The sequence below is a fragment of the Blastocatellia bacterium genome, assembly GCA_025055075.1.
In the GTDB taxonomy this organism is placed as follows: Bacteria; Acidobacteriota; Blastocatellia; order HR10; family HR10; genus HR10.
The window spans coordinates 34,617-48,418 of the sequence record JANWYV010000023.1; the positions used below are offsets into that span (position 1 = coordinate 34,617).

A 13,802-nucleotide genomic window follows, 5' to 3' on the forward strand; every position below is an offset into this window, starting at 1 on the left:
CCGGGGCAAGAGTGAAGGAGACCAACGTCGCCATCATCGTCGCAGCCGGGCGAGGGAAGCGAATCGGCGCGGATATCCCGAAGGCCTTCCTCTCGCTGGCGGGGGAGCCGATCATCTTGCGCACGCTGCGTCCGTTTGAAGCATGTGCGGAGGTGCATCGGCTGGTCGTCGTCGTGCCTGAGGAATTGCGAGCGCGCGCCGAAGCGATATTCGCGGCGGCGCACGTGACGAAGCTCGCCGCTGTGATCGCGGGCGGGCCAGAGCGCATGGATTCGGTCGCGCGCGCCCTGCAGGTGCTCTCACCGAAGGCCGTGGATCTCCTCCTCGTTCACGACGGCGTTCGCCCCTTCGTCACGCCCGAGCAGATCGCGCGCGTCATCGAGCGGGCGCGCGCCGTGGGCGCAGCACTGCTGGCCCTCCCCATCGCGGAGACGGTCAAAGAGGTCGAAGATGAGCGCGTCATCGGCACGTTGGATCGTCGTCGCCTCTATTTGGCGCAAACCCCGCAGGCGTTCCGCGCTTCGATCCTCTTCGAGGCGTATGAACGCGCCCTGCGCGAAGGGGTCACGGCGACCGATGAGGCGGCGCTCGTCGAGCGCTGTGGATGGCCGGTCGTCATCGTGGAGGGATCAGTCCGCAATATGAAGATCACGTGGCCCGAAGATTTGCTTCTGGCCGAAGCGCTCGTGCGCGCGGAGGAGAGAAGATGAGCGAGCGCATCGGATTCGGATACGATCTCCATCGCCTGGTCGAAGGGCGGCGGCTCGTGCTGGGGGGGATCGAGATCCCCTTCCCCAAGGGATTAGCGGGACATTCGGACGCCGATGTTGTCCTTCACAGCCTCTGCGATGCGCTTTTGGGCGCAGCGGGACTTGGCGACCTGGGGCGACATTTTCCGGACACGGATCCACGCTACGCTGGGATCTCCAGCGCGAAGCTCTTGGAGGCCGTGCTCGCGGAGCTCGCGCAGCGCGAGTTTGAGATCGAGAACGTGGATGTGACGATCTTGGCCGAAGTCCCGCGCCTCTCGCCCGTTCTGGAGAGCATGCGCAATCGGGTGGCAGAGCTGCTGCAGATCCCACCGGATCGAGTCAATATCAAGGCGAAGACGAATGAGGGTGTGGATGCTATCGGCCGCGGAGAGGCAATTGCGGCGTACGCGGTGTGCTTGCTGCGGCGATCCGGAGCGTGAGCCCCTGGGCTCACCGAGAAGGTTGCGAACATGCGCGTCGTTGATCTGATTCGGAAGAAACGAGATGGGCAGGCGCTCGCGCCCGAGGAGATCGCATTCCTCATTCGCGGCTATTCGCGAGGGGAGATCCCCGACTATCAAATGGCCGCTTTTTTGATGGCGACGATGTGGCGGGGGATGACGATGGAAGAGACGCTCGTCCTGACCGAGGAGATGGTGCGATCGGGGCGCACGCTGGATTGGGGACATCTGCTCGAGGCGAAGGTGGACAAACACAGCACCGGGGGCGTGGGGGATAAGACCTCACTCGTTTTGGCGCCCATCGTCGCAGCGGCTGGCGGGCGCGTGCCGATGATCTCCGGTCGCGGTCTGGCGCACACAGGAGGGACGCTCGATAAATTGGAGTCCATCCCGGGATTTCGCGTACAGCTCCCGCTGGAAACGATTCGCCAATTGGTCGAGCGCGTGGGCGCGGCGCTCGTGGGACAAACGGAGGAGATCGTCCCGGCCGATCGCAAGCTCTACGCCTTGCGCGACGTCACAGCGACGGTGGAGTGCGTGCCGCTCATCGTCGCCAGCATCATGAGTAAGAAGATCGCCGAAGGGATTGATGCACTCGTGCTGGACGTCAAGGTGGGAAAGGGCGCCTTCATGAAGAGCGAGGACGAGGCACGAGATCTGGCCGAGCGCTTAGTGGACGTCGGGCGGCGCATGGGCAAGCGCGTGCGAGCGCTGCTGACGGATATGAATCAGCCGCTCGGGCGAGCTGTCGGCAACGCCCTCGAGGTGATCGAGAGCATAGAGACGCTCAAAGGACGAGGTCCGGAGGATCTACGCGCGCTATCGTTGGAGTTGGCCGCGCACATGCTTCTTCTCAGTGATCGGGCGGCGAATCTCGACACCGCTCGACAAATGGCCGAACGCGTTTTGCACAGCGGGGCCGCTCTGGAGAAGTTTCGAGAGATCGTCGAAGCGCAAGGGGGGGATCCGCGCGTCGTGGATGATTACGCGCGCTTGCCGCAGGCGCGGTTCCGCATGGACTATCGGGCGGAAGTCGCGGGCGTCGTGGTCGAAGCTCATGCCGAGCGCCTCGGCCAGGCGTCTATGCTGTTGGGCGCCGGACGCGAGCATCTTCACGCGCCCATTGATCATGCCGTTGGCCTCATCATTCACAAGAAGGTGGGCGAGCCTGTCATCCGGGGGGAAGTCCTGTGCACGCTCCATTACAATAGTGAGGAGCGGCTGCCGCGCGCTTTGGAACAGGTCCGCGCCGCATTCGTCATTGGGGCGGCCGCGCCGAAGCCCGAACCTCTGATCAAAGCCGTCGTGTGAGCATCTGTCCGCATTTCTCGTGCCGCTGGCCTTCTCATCAGCGAGCCAAAATCTTCACGAATTGGGGAGGGGGATGAAGATGGATCGAGCATTTCGACGCAAAGCGGGAATCATCCTCGGGGCGTTGCTGGCCGGAGCCGGGATCCTCTCCTTCGTCCTCGAGGGGGAGAAGGCACGCCCGACGGAAGCGCGCGCATTCGCGGCGCCGCTTTGGGCTTCAGCTTCTTCGATGCCGACGGCGCACGAGCGTGAGCTTGTAGAGAAAGTTCAAGGAGATGCGCCGGACATGCGCGATCAAGCGCGCACAGCTCATGTCCCGTGGACGACGCGGGCGATCGGGCTGGTGGGCATCTTCGCTATCCTCGGCATCGCGTTCCTTCTCTCCAACAGCCCGCGCGACGTGAGCGCGCGCATTCTCCTCTGGGGCATCGGCTTGCAGATCGCTCTGGCGATCCTCATTTTGCGAACGGGCCCGGGGCGATGGTTCTTCGATCAGCTCGGCGAATTGATTCGGCGACTCCTGGCCTTCGCCGTCGAAGGCGCGACGTTCGTCTTCGGACCGCTGGCGGGAGAGAGTTTTGGCGTCATCTTCGCCTTTCGCGTGCTGCCGACGATCATCTTCGTCTCGTCGTTCTTCTCGATCCTCTATTACCTGGGCATCATGCAGCGGATCGTGCTCGCCATGGCGAAATTCATGGCGTGGACGATGAAGGTGAGCGGCGCCGAGAGCTTGGCGGCAGCAGCCAACGTTTTCATGGGACAGACAGAGGCGCCGTTGATCATCGCGCCGTATGTGCCCTCGATGACGCGTTCGGAGCTGCTTTGTCTGATGCTCGGGGGAATGGCGACGATCGCCGGGGGGGTCATGGCCGCTTATATCGGCATGGGCATCAATCCCGTCTATCTGTTGACGGGAAGCGTCATGGCAGCGCCCGGCGCCATCATGATGGCGAAGATTTTGATCCCGGAGAAGGAGGAGCCGCTCACGCGGGGCGTGGTGCGGATCGAGGTGAAGACCGAGGATCGGAATGTGATCGAGGCGGCCGCGCGCGGAGCAGGCGACGGAGCGCGCTTAGCCATTAACGTCGCGGCCATGCTCATCGCCTTCATCGCCTTGATCGCTTTGGTGAATGCGCTCCTCGGATTTTTGCACGCGCGCGTGAGCTTCATCCCGCCCAATCTGCAATGGATTCTCGGATGGCTCTTCGCGCCGCTGGCCTTCATCATGGGCGTGCCAACGGCGGACATCACTGAGGTCGGGAATCTGCTCGGGCAAAAGCTCATCCTGAACGAGTTCGTCGCTTACACGGAGCTGGCGCGGGTGCAGTCGGAGCTGCATCCGCGTTCGGTGATGATCGCCACGTATGCGCTCTGCGGGTTCGCCAACTTCGCTTCCATCGGCATTCAGATTGGCGGGATCGGGGGGATCGCGCCCAATCGGCGAGGCGACCTCGCCGAGTTGGGCGTGCGAGCGATGATCGGCGGATTCTTGACGACGTGTTTGACCGGGACGATCGCTGGGCTGATCAGTTGACCGCGCCAGCAACTTCGGTCTAGCATGAGCGGCGTGGGGGATGAGATGGCGAAGTCCTTGTACGAACGCGTTCAAGAGGCCGTCGCCTTCATTCGCGAGCGAAGCGCGATACGGCCGCAGGTCGGTCTCGTCTTGGGATCGGGATTGGGCACTGTGGTCGGAGGGATGAGCGATGCCGTAGAACTCAACTATGCGGAGATCCCACATTTTCCCACGGCTACTGTGGCCGGACACCCGGGACGATTGCTCCTGGGCCGGCTTGCGACGACGGCAGTCGCCGTGTTGCAGGGCCGGTTTCACTACTATGAGGGGTACGCGATGGAGGACGTGACATTCCCCATTCGCGTGCTCGGCGTGCTCGGCGTCCGACAGGTGGTGTTGACGAATGCCGCCGGAGGGATCAATCTTCGCTTTCGCCCTGGCTCGCTCATGCTCATCGCCGATCACCTCAATCTGATGGGCGTGAATCCGCTGCGCGGTCCGAACGACGAGCGCTTCGGTCCGCGATTTCCCGATTTGACGCAGGTCTACTCCCCGCTTCTGCGCGCCCTTGCGCATGACGTCGCGCGCGAGATCGGTCTGGCGTTGGAGGAAGGCGTATATGCGGCCGTAAGTGGGCCGAGCTACGAGACGCCCGCCGAGATTCGGATGCTGCGGCAATTGGGCGCAGACGCTGTGGGCATGTCCACCGTTCCCGAAGCGATCGTGGCGCGCCATATGGGGATGGAGGTCCTTGGTCTCTCGGTGATCGCCAATATGGCGGCAGGCATCGCCGAGCATCCGTTGCGCCATGAGGACGTCTTGGAAGCGATGACGCGCGTGCGCGAGCGACTTCAAGCGTTGCTCGATCGACTCATCCCGCGCCTTGCGGAAGCCCACGTCGCCCAGACCGAATCGCGGCCGAAGGAGTGAACGGGGAATGAGAGACGTCCAAGCGCGTCGCGTCCTGATCATCGGGATTTGTGGGGGGACCGGCTCTGGTAAGACGACGGTCGCGCAAAAGATCCTGGAGGCCGTCGGCGCCGATCGCGTCGTCTACCTGCAGCAGGATGCTTATTACAAGGACCTGAGTCATTTGCCGCTGGAGGAGCGGCATCGGTTGAACTTCGATCATCCCGATGCCATTGACACGGACTTGCTCTTGCAACACATCGAGGAGCTACGTGCGGGTCGAGCGATCGAGCAGCCGATCTACGACTTCACGACTCATACGCGTCGGCCGGAGACGCGTCGCATCGAACCGCGCCCCATCATTTTGGTCGAGGGCATCCTCGTCTTCGAGAATCCGCGTCTGCGCGCTCTCATGGATTTGAAGATCTTCGTGGACACGGCCGACGATATTCGGTTCATTCGCCGTCTCCTCCGCGACATCTCCGAGCGCGGCCGCACGGTCGAATCTGTGATCCGGCAGTATCTGGAGACAGTGCGCCCGATGCATCTGGAGTTCGTCGAGCCGAGCAAGCGCTATGCCGACATCATCATCCCCGAAGGGGGGTATAATATCGTCGGCATTGACCTCATCATCGAGAAGATCAAGGCCTATTTGAGCGAGGTCGAAAGGTCGGGAGAAACGACGCGATGACCGATACCGAGTTGATCGCACAAGCGATGGCGGCGCGCGCCCTCGCCTATGCGCCGTATTCGGAGTTCGCCGTTGGAGCGGCTTTGCTCACAGCCGATGACCGCGTCTTCACCGGATGCAATATTGAGAACGCCAGTTATGGCTTGACCGTCTGCGCCGAGCGCGTGGCCCTCTTCAAAGCGGTCTCCGAAGGCGTGCGCGAGTTTTCGCGAATCGCTCTTGTCGCCGACACGGAGGCGCTCATCTCCCCCTGCGGAGCGTGTCGCCAGGTGTTATGGGAGTTCGCGCCGGACCTGATCGTCGTCTCGGCTAATCTCAAAGGGCAGATGCGCGTGCATCCGCTGCGAGGGTTGCTCCCAGAGCCCTTTGATGGCCGGATGCTCTGATGAGCGCCCCAGCGTCCATGTGGAGCGGCTAGACGCTCCTCCTCAGAAGCGCCCACTACGCATGTGGCTCAGCCGACTTCGCTGGAGGAGACGACCCTTGTGTGGAAGGCCCGGCGACAGCGACCACGACGTGCGCCGGACGCAAAATCTGGTCTCCCCAGCGATATCCCTTTCGGACCTCCCGCACGATCGTTTGCTCTTCGTGCTCATGGCTGGGAATCGCCTCGATGGCCTCGTGCAGGGCTGGGTCGAATTTCCGCCCGAGGCTCTCATAGGGGCGAACGCCACAAGCTTCCAAGAGCCGCACAAGCTGACGGTGAATGAGTTGTAGGGCTTCGCCCGTCGGGGAGGCCGTCGTCCCCGTCCGCTCTTTCTCCAAGCCCAGGACGTTCTCGAAGGCATCCAGCACTTGCAGCACCTCTAATAAGATCTTGCGCATGCCGTCCCGCACGCGCTCGCTCAGTTCCCGCTCGATGCGCTTGCGGTAATTATCAAAATCGGCCAAGGCCCGAAGATAGCGGCGGTGTTCGGCCGCGAGCTCCCGGCGCAACTGTTCCAATTCGGCCGTCAGATGCGCCAGTTCCGAAGATTCGCGCGCCGTCTCCACCAAGCGCACGGGAGCCAGTTCCCCATGGCGCTCTGCCGAAGCTCGGTCCTCTCGCTCGCTCATGTCGGCCTCCCCGACGGCGCAGGTCCTCCTTGACGATCGAAAGGATCGTCGGGAGGATCGGCCTCATTTCACTCTAATCTCCACCTGCCGAGGCTTCGCTTCCGGCTTCTTCGGGATCAGCACCCGCAGCACGCCATCCCGATATTCCGCACTGATGTTCTCGATGTCCATGTTAGGCGAGAGAGTGAAGCTGCGGCTGAAGCGCCCATAGGGGCGCTCCACGCGATGATAATTGTCGGGCCGATCCTCATGTTCCAATCGGCGCTCGCCGCTGACGGTGAGGATGTTCTTCTCCACGCTCACCTGGATCTCATTCTTGTTGATCCCGGGGAGATCGAAGAGGATCTCCATGCCGTCAGTGTTCTCGTAGATGTCGACGGCGGGTGTCCATCCACCGGCTACCTCTTCCTCTGGACGCGTGCGGAAGACTTCGCGGAAGAGCCGATTGATCTCTTCTTGCAGGTTCATCAGTTCGCGGAATGGGTCACCACGTCGAATCCGCATCATACGCCTTCGCCTCCTGATGTCGTTGTGAAGCCACTTCGCTCGTGAAGAGATACTGCCTTTCGCGAGGGCTTCCATCTCTGAAGTTAAGCAAATGGCATGCCGCATAACCAAGTCATTTCGCGCGCCCGCCGATCGGCCAGAAGATCGCTGCCGAGAAGAGGATTCGATCGCGTGCTGAGAAGGGAAGAAACTCTGCAGCGTCCCCTCCCCGTGGCGATTTGGTCTGCGCAGAGGGTGCAAACTCGCCACTCCCGTTGGTCTGAAGAGGGAGATTTTCGTCGTCGAAGCGAGAAACCAAAGGGGAGATGTGCACCTTTCAGCGGGGACTGGAGGCGGCCCGTGGCATGCCGATTGCATCTAAAAGTAGTGTGCGAAGCCCTTGTGCCTGGAGAGTGCCGAAGGGCTGAGAAGGAGGATGAAGATGCGGTTCTTCCGTCGGTTCTTCGTTGAGCGCGTGGCCCTGGATCTGGGGACGGTCACGACGCTCATCTATTCCTCGCGGCGAGGCCTAGCGTTGCATGAACCTTCGGCTGTTGCCGTGAATCGCTTCACCGGAGAGGTCATCGCCGTCGGGCGACGCGCCTTGGAGATGCTTGGGCGAGAGCCTTACGATGTGGAGGTCCATCGTCCCCTGCGGCATGGGACTATCGCCAATCTGAATCTGGCCCAGTACCTGCTGCGGCATTTTCTCGAACCCATCTGTCGGAATCGCTTCCGGCGCATCCATCTGATGGCGACAATTCCAGGATCAGCGACCGATGCCGAACGTAACGCCCTGATAGAAGTCGCGCGCGAGGCTGGAGCTCATCGCGTGGATCTCGTCGAAGAGGGATTGGCCGCAGCTTTCGGTGCCGACGCGATCGCTCCGGATGGAGCGGCGCGCATGATCGTGGACATCGGGGGTGGCACGACGAACCTCAGCATCGCTTCCCGACATGGATTGATCGCTTCGGAGACCTTGCAGATCGCCGGCAATGATATGACCGAGGCCATCCGCGGATACCTGCAGAAGCGCTACGATCTCCTGGTCGGGGAGCGGACCGCCGAATGGATCAAGATCGAGATTGGATCGGCGCTTCCGGAGGGGAACGGTCGCGCGGTGAAGGTCTATGGGAAATTGGCCCTCGGGGGCGGGGCCGAAAGCGTTCTGCTGCACAGTCACGAGGTCGCTCAAGCGCTCGAGCCAATCCTGCGGGCTATTCGGGACGGCATTCAAAGGGTCCTGGAGCAAGCGCCACCGGATGCGGCACACGACGTCTGTGAAAGTGGGATCGTGTTGAGCGGCGGGGGATCGCTCCTGCATGGCTTGGATCGTTGGCTGAGCGACCAATTGCAATTGCCCGTTGTGCGCGCAGAGCATCCGGTCGAAGCCGTCGTCCTCGGAGCCGCGCGCCTGCTCGAGAACCCCGAGCTGTATCGGCAATTGCGCGTGGTCGAACGAATGTCCTACTGGTCGGAGCTGTATGAGGAAGCGTTGCACGCCCTCGAAGTGTGACATCTTCGCCACGGGATGGCGCGCAGACGCGCCACAGGCGGACGCGCCCTGGTGGCTTTCGGCGAATTCGCTACAAAAATCGCGCTCCTGTGGCGGGGCGCGGAATGCCTCTTTGGCACGAGAGTTGCTACTCACAGTTTCGGTCTCCGAGAGGATCATAGGCAGGAGGTGAAGCCATGATGAGACGAACGCTGAGCCTTTTGGTGATCTTCATGATCGCTTTCGGAGCGATCGCCTGGGCTGCCCAGAAGGAGCAGCGTCGTCAGGTTACGTTCACCGAAGATGTCCTTGTCGCCGGACAGCTCCTGAAGAGGGGGACGTACACGGTCGTCTACCAACCGGGTGTCGAGGGGAAGGCGACATTCATGAGAGGCGGAAAGGCTGTCGTGGAGGCGTCGTACAAGCTGGTGCGATTGCCGCAAAAGGCCACCACGGATTCAATCACCTATCGGCGAACGGGGCCGCAACCCGTTCTCACCCGCTTGACCTTCGCTGGGCAGCTTGAGGCGCTCGAATTCGAGAGCGGTGGATCTGAATAACGTTCATAATCCTCTCGCTCGCTGGGCCCGACGGGCTTGAAGAGAGCCGGTCGGGCTCGGCGTTTTTCCTCCACTCCGTATGACTTCGGATCGCCCGCCTCCTACGAGGGTGAATTTGCAGCTTGACAGAGATGCATCCCTTCTCTAAAATCGGCATCGCTCGTGTCGAACTTTTAAGGAGGGGAATATGCCGGCTGTTCGATCTTTGTGGGCATGGAGCGCGATAATCCTCGGCTCTCTCCTTTTGATCTTTCCGTTCACCCCGAGCGAGCGCGCTGGCGCATCGTCTCCGCAAAAATGGCCGGAGCGCATTGGCCTCCTCGTCCAAGGGCGCGGCGAGCCAGAGTTGACGCTGCAAAATGGGCGGAATTTGCCCGAGGATCGTCCTGGCGATGGTGGGCGTTCGGGGGTGTCGTGGCCGACGCGGCTCAGTTATGGAGATTTCAACGGGGATGGATGGCTGGATCTCCTCATTGCCTATGCGCGGACAGGTGGAGGGGAACTCGCCCTTCGGTTTGGAAACGGGCGCGGGGATTTTACAACGCCGCTTCGCGTGCCAGTGGTCGGGCAAGAGCCTTCGGCGCTCCTTGTTGAGGACTTCGATCAAGATGGGGCTTTAGATGTTGCCGTCGGCTATACGGATGAGCCGGTAGTCTCGATCTACATGGGAACGGGACGCGGCTCATTGCAGTGGAAAGAAGACGTGCGGTTGGGACTCATGGTGAGTGGGCTCGCTTCGGGGGATTTCAATCGCGATGGGATGCCGGATCTTTTGGTCGCTTCTTCATCTCCTCCTTTTCTCGCGCTCCTGCCCGCCGATAGACGGGGGCAATTCGGCACGCCGTGGTTCTTCTCGCTCAACGTCAGTGGAGCTGTCCTGAGCCTTGGGGAAGTGCGCGTAGCCGATCTCGATGGCGATGGCCGACTCGATGGCATCGTGCTCTATCGGGGCCAGAGATCGGGCGTTGCCGTCCTCTATGGTGCGGAGGATGGGAAGTTCTCCTATCCCCAGTTCTTGTCTGCGGGGGTCGCTCTGGAAGGTTTGGCTATTGGTGATTTCGATCAGGACAAGCGAACGGACATTGTGGTGACGGATGCCGCCAGCGGAAGCATCTTCGTGCTGCGGGGGCGTGAGAATCGAATGTTCACTTCTCCTATGAGTTTTCATGCGGGGACGCTCCCAGGCCCGCTCACGATAGCGAATTTGAACAACGATGGATATCCCGATCTGGCCGTCGTCGAGCGCGGGAGCAATCGCATCACGGTCCTGTTGGGGAACGCCAGCGGGGCATTCGATCGCTCGGTGAGCTATGATGTGGACAGCCCTCCGGTCGCGGTTGTGGCCGGACGATTCCGTCAGGGAGCGCTCGATGATCTAGTCGTTGCGAAACAGGGGGGAGCGACCGTCGCTATCGCGCTCAACGCGCCGCCGACGATCGTCGTCACGACGACGGCCGATGAAGTCCGACAGGACGGGCGCGTGAGTTTGCGCGAGGCGATCCTCGCCGCCAATGGGAATCCACCGAATCCGGACGTCCCCTCTGGGCGGGGAAACGCGCCCGATGTGATCGGATTTGACCTGCCGGAGGCTCAGCGATCAGGTGGGGTCTTCACCATTCGTGTGAGCGCGGAGCTAGGTCCACTTCCGCGGTTGACCGATGGGGGGACGACGATAGACGGGACGACGCAACGCGGATTCGCGGGCACGCCGATCATTGTCCTGGATGGTTCGCAAGCCGGTGCTGTGGATGGATTGACGATCGCTTCGAGTCTGAATGTCGTGCGCGGCGTGGTTGTGAGCGGCTTTGGTAGCCACGGAATTCGGATCGTCGGCGGTGAGGCGCCCGTTACAGGAAACGTCATCGCTGGATGCTACATCGGCACGGATGCTTCTGGGCAGCGGGCTCGCGGCAATGGGCTTGCGGGGATTCATATTTCCGGGGACAGCGTGAGCAATACCCTTATCGGAGGGACGGCCGCCGCTGATCGAAACGTCATCTCCGGTAATGGCGGCGATGGGATCGAAGTGCGAGGTCTGGCACGGAATACGCAAATCGTGGGCAACTACATCGGCGTCGCGGCGGATGGGCGAACGCCCTTGCCCAATGGTGGTGCTGGCCTTCTCTTGACGGGAGCCGATAATGTGACCATTGGCGGAACGGCCAGTGGTGCCGGGAACGTGATCTCTGGGAACTCGCGTCACGGCCTCCAAGTGCGGAATAGCACGGGCGTGCGCGCGCAAGGGAATCTCATCGGCGTGGACGCACGGGGCGCTGCTGTCGTGAAGAACGGGGATGATGGAATTTTCCTCGCGGATGTCTTCAATGCGCAGATTGGCGGCGTCTCCGCCTCGGCGCGAAACGTGATCTCCGGCAACGAGGGCAACGGCGTGACGCTCGTGCGGAGCACGGGGAGTAAGATTCAAGGGAACTACATCGGCACGGATGCCACGGGACGTCAAGCGCTGGGCAACGGCGGCGCGGGCATCCACGTGGATTTCAACTCGCCGAATAATCTCATCGGCGGTGCCGTCGAAGGTGCCGGTAACGTCATCTCGGGGAATCGCGGCAGCGGTCTCTTCCTCGGCGCGGGTGCGTTGGGGACGCAAGTGTTTGGGAACCGTATTGGTGTGGATGCGACGGGTCAGGTCGCGCTGGGCAATGGCGGCGATGGGATCACCGCCAATGGGGGAGGGAATCATCAGATTGGCAGCAGCGAGAGCGTCGCGCGCAACATCATCAGCGGTAATGCGGGCGATGGCGTGAAGCTGTTGAACGCTTCCGAGAATCGCCTCGTGGGCAATGCCATTGGAACGGACGCTGGGGGGACGATCGCACTGCCGAATGGCGGCAATGGCGTGCGGATTCTCTCGACCGATGGGTCTGCCTCGCGAAATACGGTGTTGCAGAACACGATTGCGTACAATCGAGGAGCTGGCGTGCGGATCCTCGGTTCGGGAACGGGAAATCGCTTGTCACAGAATTCGATTTTCCAAAACGAGGACCTGGGCATTGACCGAGGCGGGCAAGGCGTCATCCCTCAGATCACGGCGATCACCGAAGAAGGTGGTGGCCGAGTGACGGTGAGAGGCGTCTTTTCCGCTCCGGCTCCCGCGGGCGCGGTGATCGAAGTCTATCTCGCCGATCCGGATCCTTCGGGACGTGGCGAGGGGAAAGTCTTCCTGGGCAGCACGCGCGCTAACGATCGCGGGGAGTTCTCGCTTGCACTCTCAGGGCGCTCTCGGGGAGAGCCGATCACGTGTACGGCGACGGACTTTCGCGGCGATACATCGGAGTTCGCGGATAACTTCATCATCGGCGAAGGTACGCTCAGCGTGCGCGTCCTTCAGCCCAATGGTGGTGAGATCTTGATTGGAGGAAGCACCTTTACCATCCGATGGGAAGCCGGCGGTGGCGTCGCCTCGCAGGAGATCGCGCTCTCGCTCGATGGAGGAGCGACGTTCCCGATCAGTGTCGCTGCGGGTTTGGCCGCCGATGTTCGAGAATTCTCATGGAGGGTGCCGACGACGGTTTCCACAGTGCGCGGGCGCATCCGCGTCACGGTCGTGAACGCGCAAGGGCGTCGGGCGTTTGATCAGAGCGATGCCGATTTCATCATTGACTCGCAAGCGCCGGTGGTGCGGGTGGTCTCGCCCAATGGGCGGGAAGTCTTTCGAGGCGGAGACGTCTTTGAAATCCTCTGGAAGGCTTCCGATGATACGCGATTGACGCGGCAGAGCATCCAACTCTCGACCGACGGCGGTGCGACGTACACGGACATCGTGACGCTCGACGGCGATGATCCTCAGGTCTTCCGATGGAAAGTGCCACTGACGCTCTTCACGCAGCGGGGACGCATCCGCATCGTGGCCGAGGACATTGCCGGGAAGGTGAGCCAAGATGCGAGCGATGCCGATTTCTCCATCCTGCCCACCGAGAGCGAGCCGCCGTTTATACAAGTCCTCAGTCCGAACGGTGGGGAGATCTTGTGCGCTGGAACGCCCTTCCGAATCACCTGGCGAGTATCGGACAATACGGCTGTGAAATTCCAGGACGTCCTCCTCTCGACCGATGGAGGCGCCAGGTTCAATCCGATCGTCGAGCGGCTGCCGGGAACGGCGCAGTCCTTCGATTGGAGTATCCCGGCTCGGTTGTCGACAACGCGCGCGTTCATCGCCGTGCGGGTGCGCGATTTTGCAGATAATGTCGCCGTGGATACGAGCGATGAGCTTTTCTCGATTGACGGCGCGAGTCCGACAATCAACGGTCTGACCGTCGGAACGGGTTCGGTCTTCGTCGGTGGCGAGCGCGTGTTGGTCTCTTGGACGTCTTCGGATGATGTGCAACTGGCGGCTCATGTTCTGGAGCTGTCCACCGACGGCGGAGCGACGTGGACGTTGATTACGAATCTTCCTGGGGATGCGTCGCAATTCCTCTGGACGATCCCACGGGGCGTTCGCACGGGGGATGGGCGTCTCCGCGTGACGGTGCGTGATACCTGCGGTCGAACGGCGCAGGCGGTGAGCGGACGCTTCTCCATTGCGTGGTGAGGTCGGATCGGAACTG

The 13,802-nt window shown here is 61.8% G+C and carries 12 protein-coding genes; 10 read left to right on the forward strand and 2 right to left on the reverse strand.

The annotated features are described in order from the left end of the window. Positions 1 to 11 precede the first annotated feature (11 nt). The 7 genes from ispD (at position 12) to cdd (ending at position 6,026) form a co-directional block, all read left to right on the forward strand. Positions 12 to 710 (forward strand): 2-C-methyl-D-erythritol 4-phosphate cytidylyltransferase, encoded by a 699-nt coding sequence (gene ispD, locus NZ746_06415; protein ID MCS6816995.1) that lies wholly within the window; start codon positions 12 to 14, stop codon positions 708 to 710. Then, a complete protein-coding gene (gene ispF, locus NZ746_06420) occupies positions 707 to 1,192 on the forward strand; it encodes a 2-C-methyl-D-erythritol 2,4-cyclodiphosphate synthase (protein MCS6816996.1) in 486 nt (161 codons plus the stop codon). The genes ispD and ispF overlap by 4 nt, the downstream gene beginning before the upstream one ends. A gap of 30 nt (positions 1,193 to 1,222) precedes the next feature. Then, positions 1,223 to 2,524, forward strand: coding sequence for a thymidine phosphorylase (locus NZ746_06425; protein ID MCS6816997.1), 1,302 nt, complete (start codon positions 1,223 to 1,225; stop codon positions 2,522 to 2,524). A 286-nt stretch (positions 2,525 to 2,810) separates the two neighbouring features. Further along, positions 2,811 to 4,058, forward strand: coding sequence for a NupC/NupG family nucleoside CNT transporter (locus NZ746_06430; protein MCS6816998.1), 1,248 nt, complete (start codon positions 2,811 to 2,813; stop codon positions 4,056 to 4,058). 45 nt (positions 4,059 to 4,103) lie between these two features. After that, positions 4,104 to 4,970: a purine-nucleoside phosphorylase gene (locus tag NZ746_06435; GenBank protein MCS6816999.1), complete on the forward strand. Its 867-nt coding sequence runs from the start codon at positions 4,104 to 4,106 to the stop codon at positions 4,968 to 4,970. 7 nt (positions 4,971 to 4,977) lie between these two features. Next, complete coding sequence (udk, locus tag NZ746_06440; GenBank protein MCS6817000.1) at positions 4,978 to 5,640, forward strand: uridine kinase; 663 nt, start codon at positions 4,978 to 4,980, stop codon at positions 5,638 to 5,640. Next, positions 5,637 to 6,026: a cytidine deaminase gene (cdd, locus tag NZ746_06445; protein MCS6817001.1), complete on the forward strand. Its 390-nt coding sequence runs from the start codon at positions 5,637 to 5,639 to the stop codon at positions 6,024 to 6,026. Before udk ends, cdd begins: the two co-directional genes overlap by 4 nt. Before the next feature lie 55 nt (positions 6,027 to 6,081). On the opposite strand, the gene NZ746_06450 is transcribed toward cdd, so the two are convergent. Continuing rightward, positions 6,082 to 6,696 carry a nucleotide exchange factor GrpE gene (locus NZ746_06450; GenBank protein ID MCS6817002.1) on the reverse strand — a complete coding sequence of 205 codons (615 nt, stop codon included), beginning with the start codon at positions 6,694 to 6,696 and terminating at the stop codon, positions 6,082 to 6,084. A gap of 63 nt (positions 6,697 to 6,759) precedes the next feature. Next, positions 6,760 to 7,203 carry an Hsp20/alpha crystallin family protein gene (locus tag NZ746_06455; GenBank protein MCS6817003.1) on the reverse strand — a complete coding sequence of 148 codons (444 nt, stop codon included), beginning with the start codon at positions 7,201 to 7,203 and terminating at the stop codon, positions 6,760 to 6,762. 415 nt (positions 7,204 to 7,618) lie between these two features. Here NZ746_06455 and NZ746_06460 point away from each other — a divergent pair, with 415 nt between their 5' ends. From NZ746_06460 to NZ746_06470, 3 genes are all read left to right on the forward strand, one after another. Beyond that, positions 7,619 to 8,698: a rod shape-determining protein gene (locus NZ746_06460; GenBank protein MCS6817004.1), complete on the forward strand. Its 1,080-nt coding sequence runs from the start codon at positions 7,619 to 7,621 to the stop codon at positions 8,696 to 8,698. A gap of 176 nt (positions 8,699 to 8,874) precedes the next feature. Further along, positions 8,875 to 9,237, forward strand: a complete 363-nt coding sequence (locus NZ746_06465) for a hypothetical protein (GenBank protein ID MCS6817005.1) — start codon at positions 8,875 to 8,877, stop codon at positions 9,235 to 9,237. Positions 9,238 to 9,424: 187 nt separating this feature from the next. Next, complete coding sequence (locus tag NZ746_06470; protein MCS6817006.1) at positions 9,425 to 13,786, forward strand: FG-GAP-like repeat-containing protein; 4,362 nt, start codon at positions 9,425 to 9,427, stop codon at positions 13,784 to 13,786. Positions 13,787 to 13,802 lie beyond the last annotated feature (16 nt).

Coding starts and splice junctions, on each gene's coding strand:
- NZ746_06430 (MCS6816998.1), top strand. CDS start 2,811: ATGCGCGATCAAGCGCGCACAGCTCATGTCCCGTGGACGACGCGGGCG.
- NZ746_06465 (MCS6817005.1), top strand. CDS start 8,875: ATGATGAGACGAACGCTGAGCCTTTTGGTGATCTTCATGATCGCTTTC.
- NZ746_06460 (MCS6817004.1), top strand. CDS start 7,619: ATGAAGATGCGGTTCTTCCGTCGGTTCTTCGTTGAGCGCGTGGCCCTG.
- cdd (MCS6817001.1), top strand. CDS start 5,637: ATGACCGATACCGAGTTGATCGCACAAGCGATGGCGGCGCGCGCCCTC.
- NZ746_06450 (MCS6817002.1), bottom strand. CDS start 6,696: ATGAGCGAGCGAGAGGACCGAGCTTCGGCAGAGCGCCATGGGGAACTG.
- udk (MCS6817000.1), top strand. CDS start 4,978: ATGAGAGACGTCCAAGCGCGTCGCGTCCTGATCATCGGGATTTGTGGG.
- ispF (MCS6816996.1), top strand. CDS start 707: ATGAGCGAGCGCATCGGATTCGGATACGATCTCCATCGCCTGGTCGAA.
- NZ746_06425 (MCS6816997.1), top strand. CDS start 1,223: ATGCGCGTCGTTGATCTGATTCGGAAGAAACGAGATGGGCAGGCGCTC.
- NZ746_06470 (MCS6817006.1), top strand. CDS start 9,425: ATGCCGGCTGTTCGATCTTTGTGGGCATGGAGCGCGATAATCCTCGGC.
- NZ746_06435 (MCS6816999.1), top strand. CDS start 4,104: ATGGCGAAGTCCTTGTACGAACGCGTTCAAGAGGCCGTCGCCTTCATT.
- NZ746_06455 (MCS6817003.1), bottom strand. CDS start 7,203: ATGATGCGGATTCGACGTGGTGACCCATTCCGCGAACTGATGAACCTG.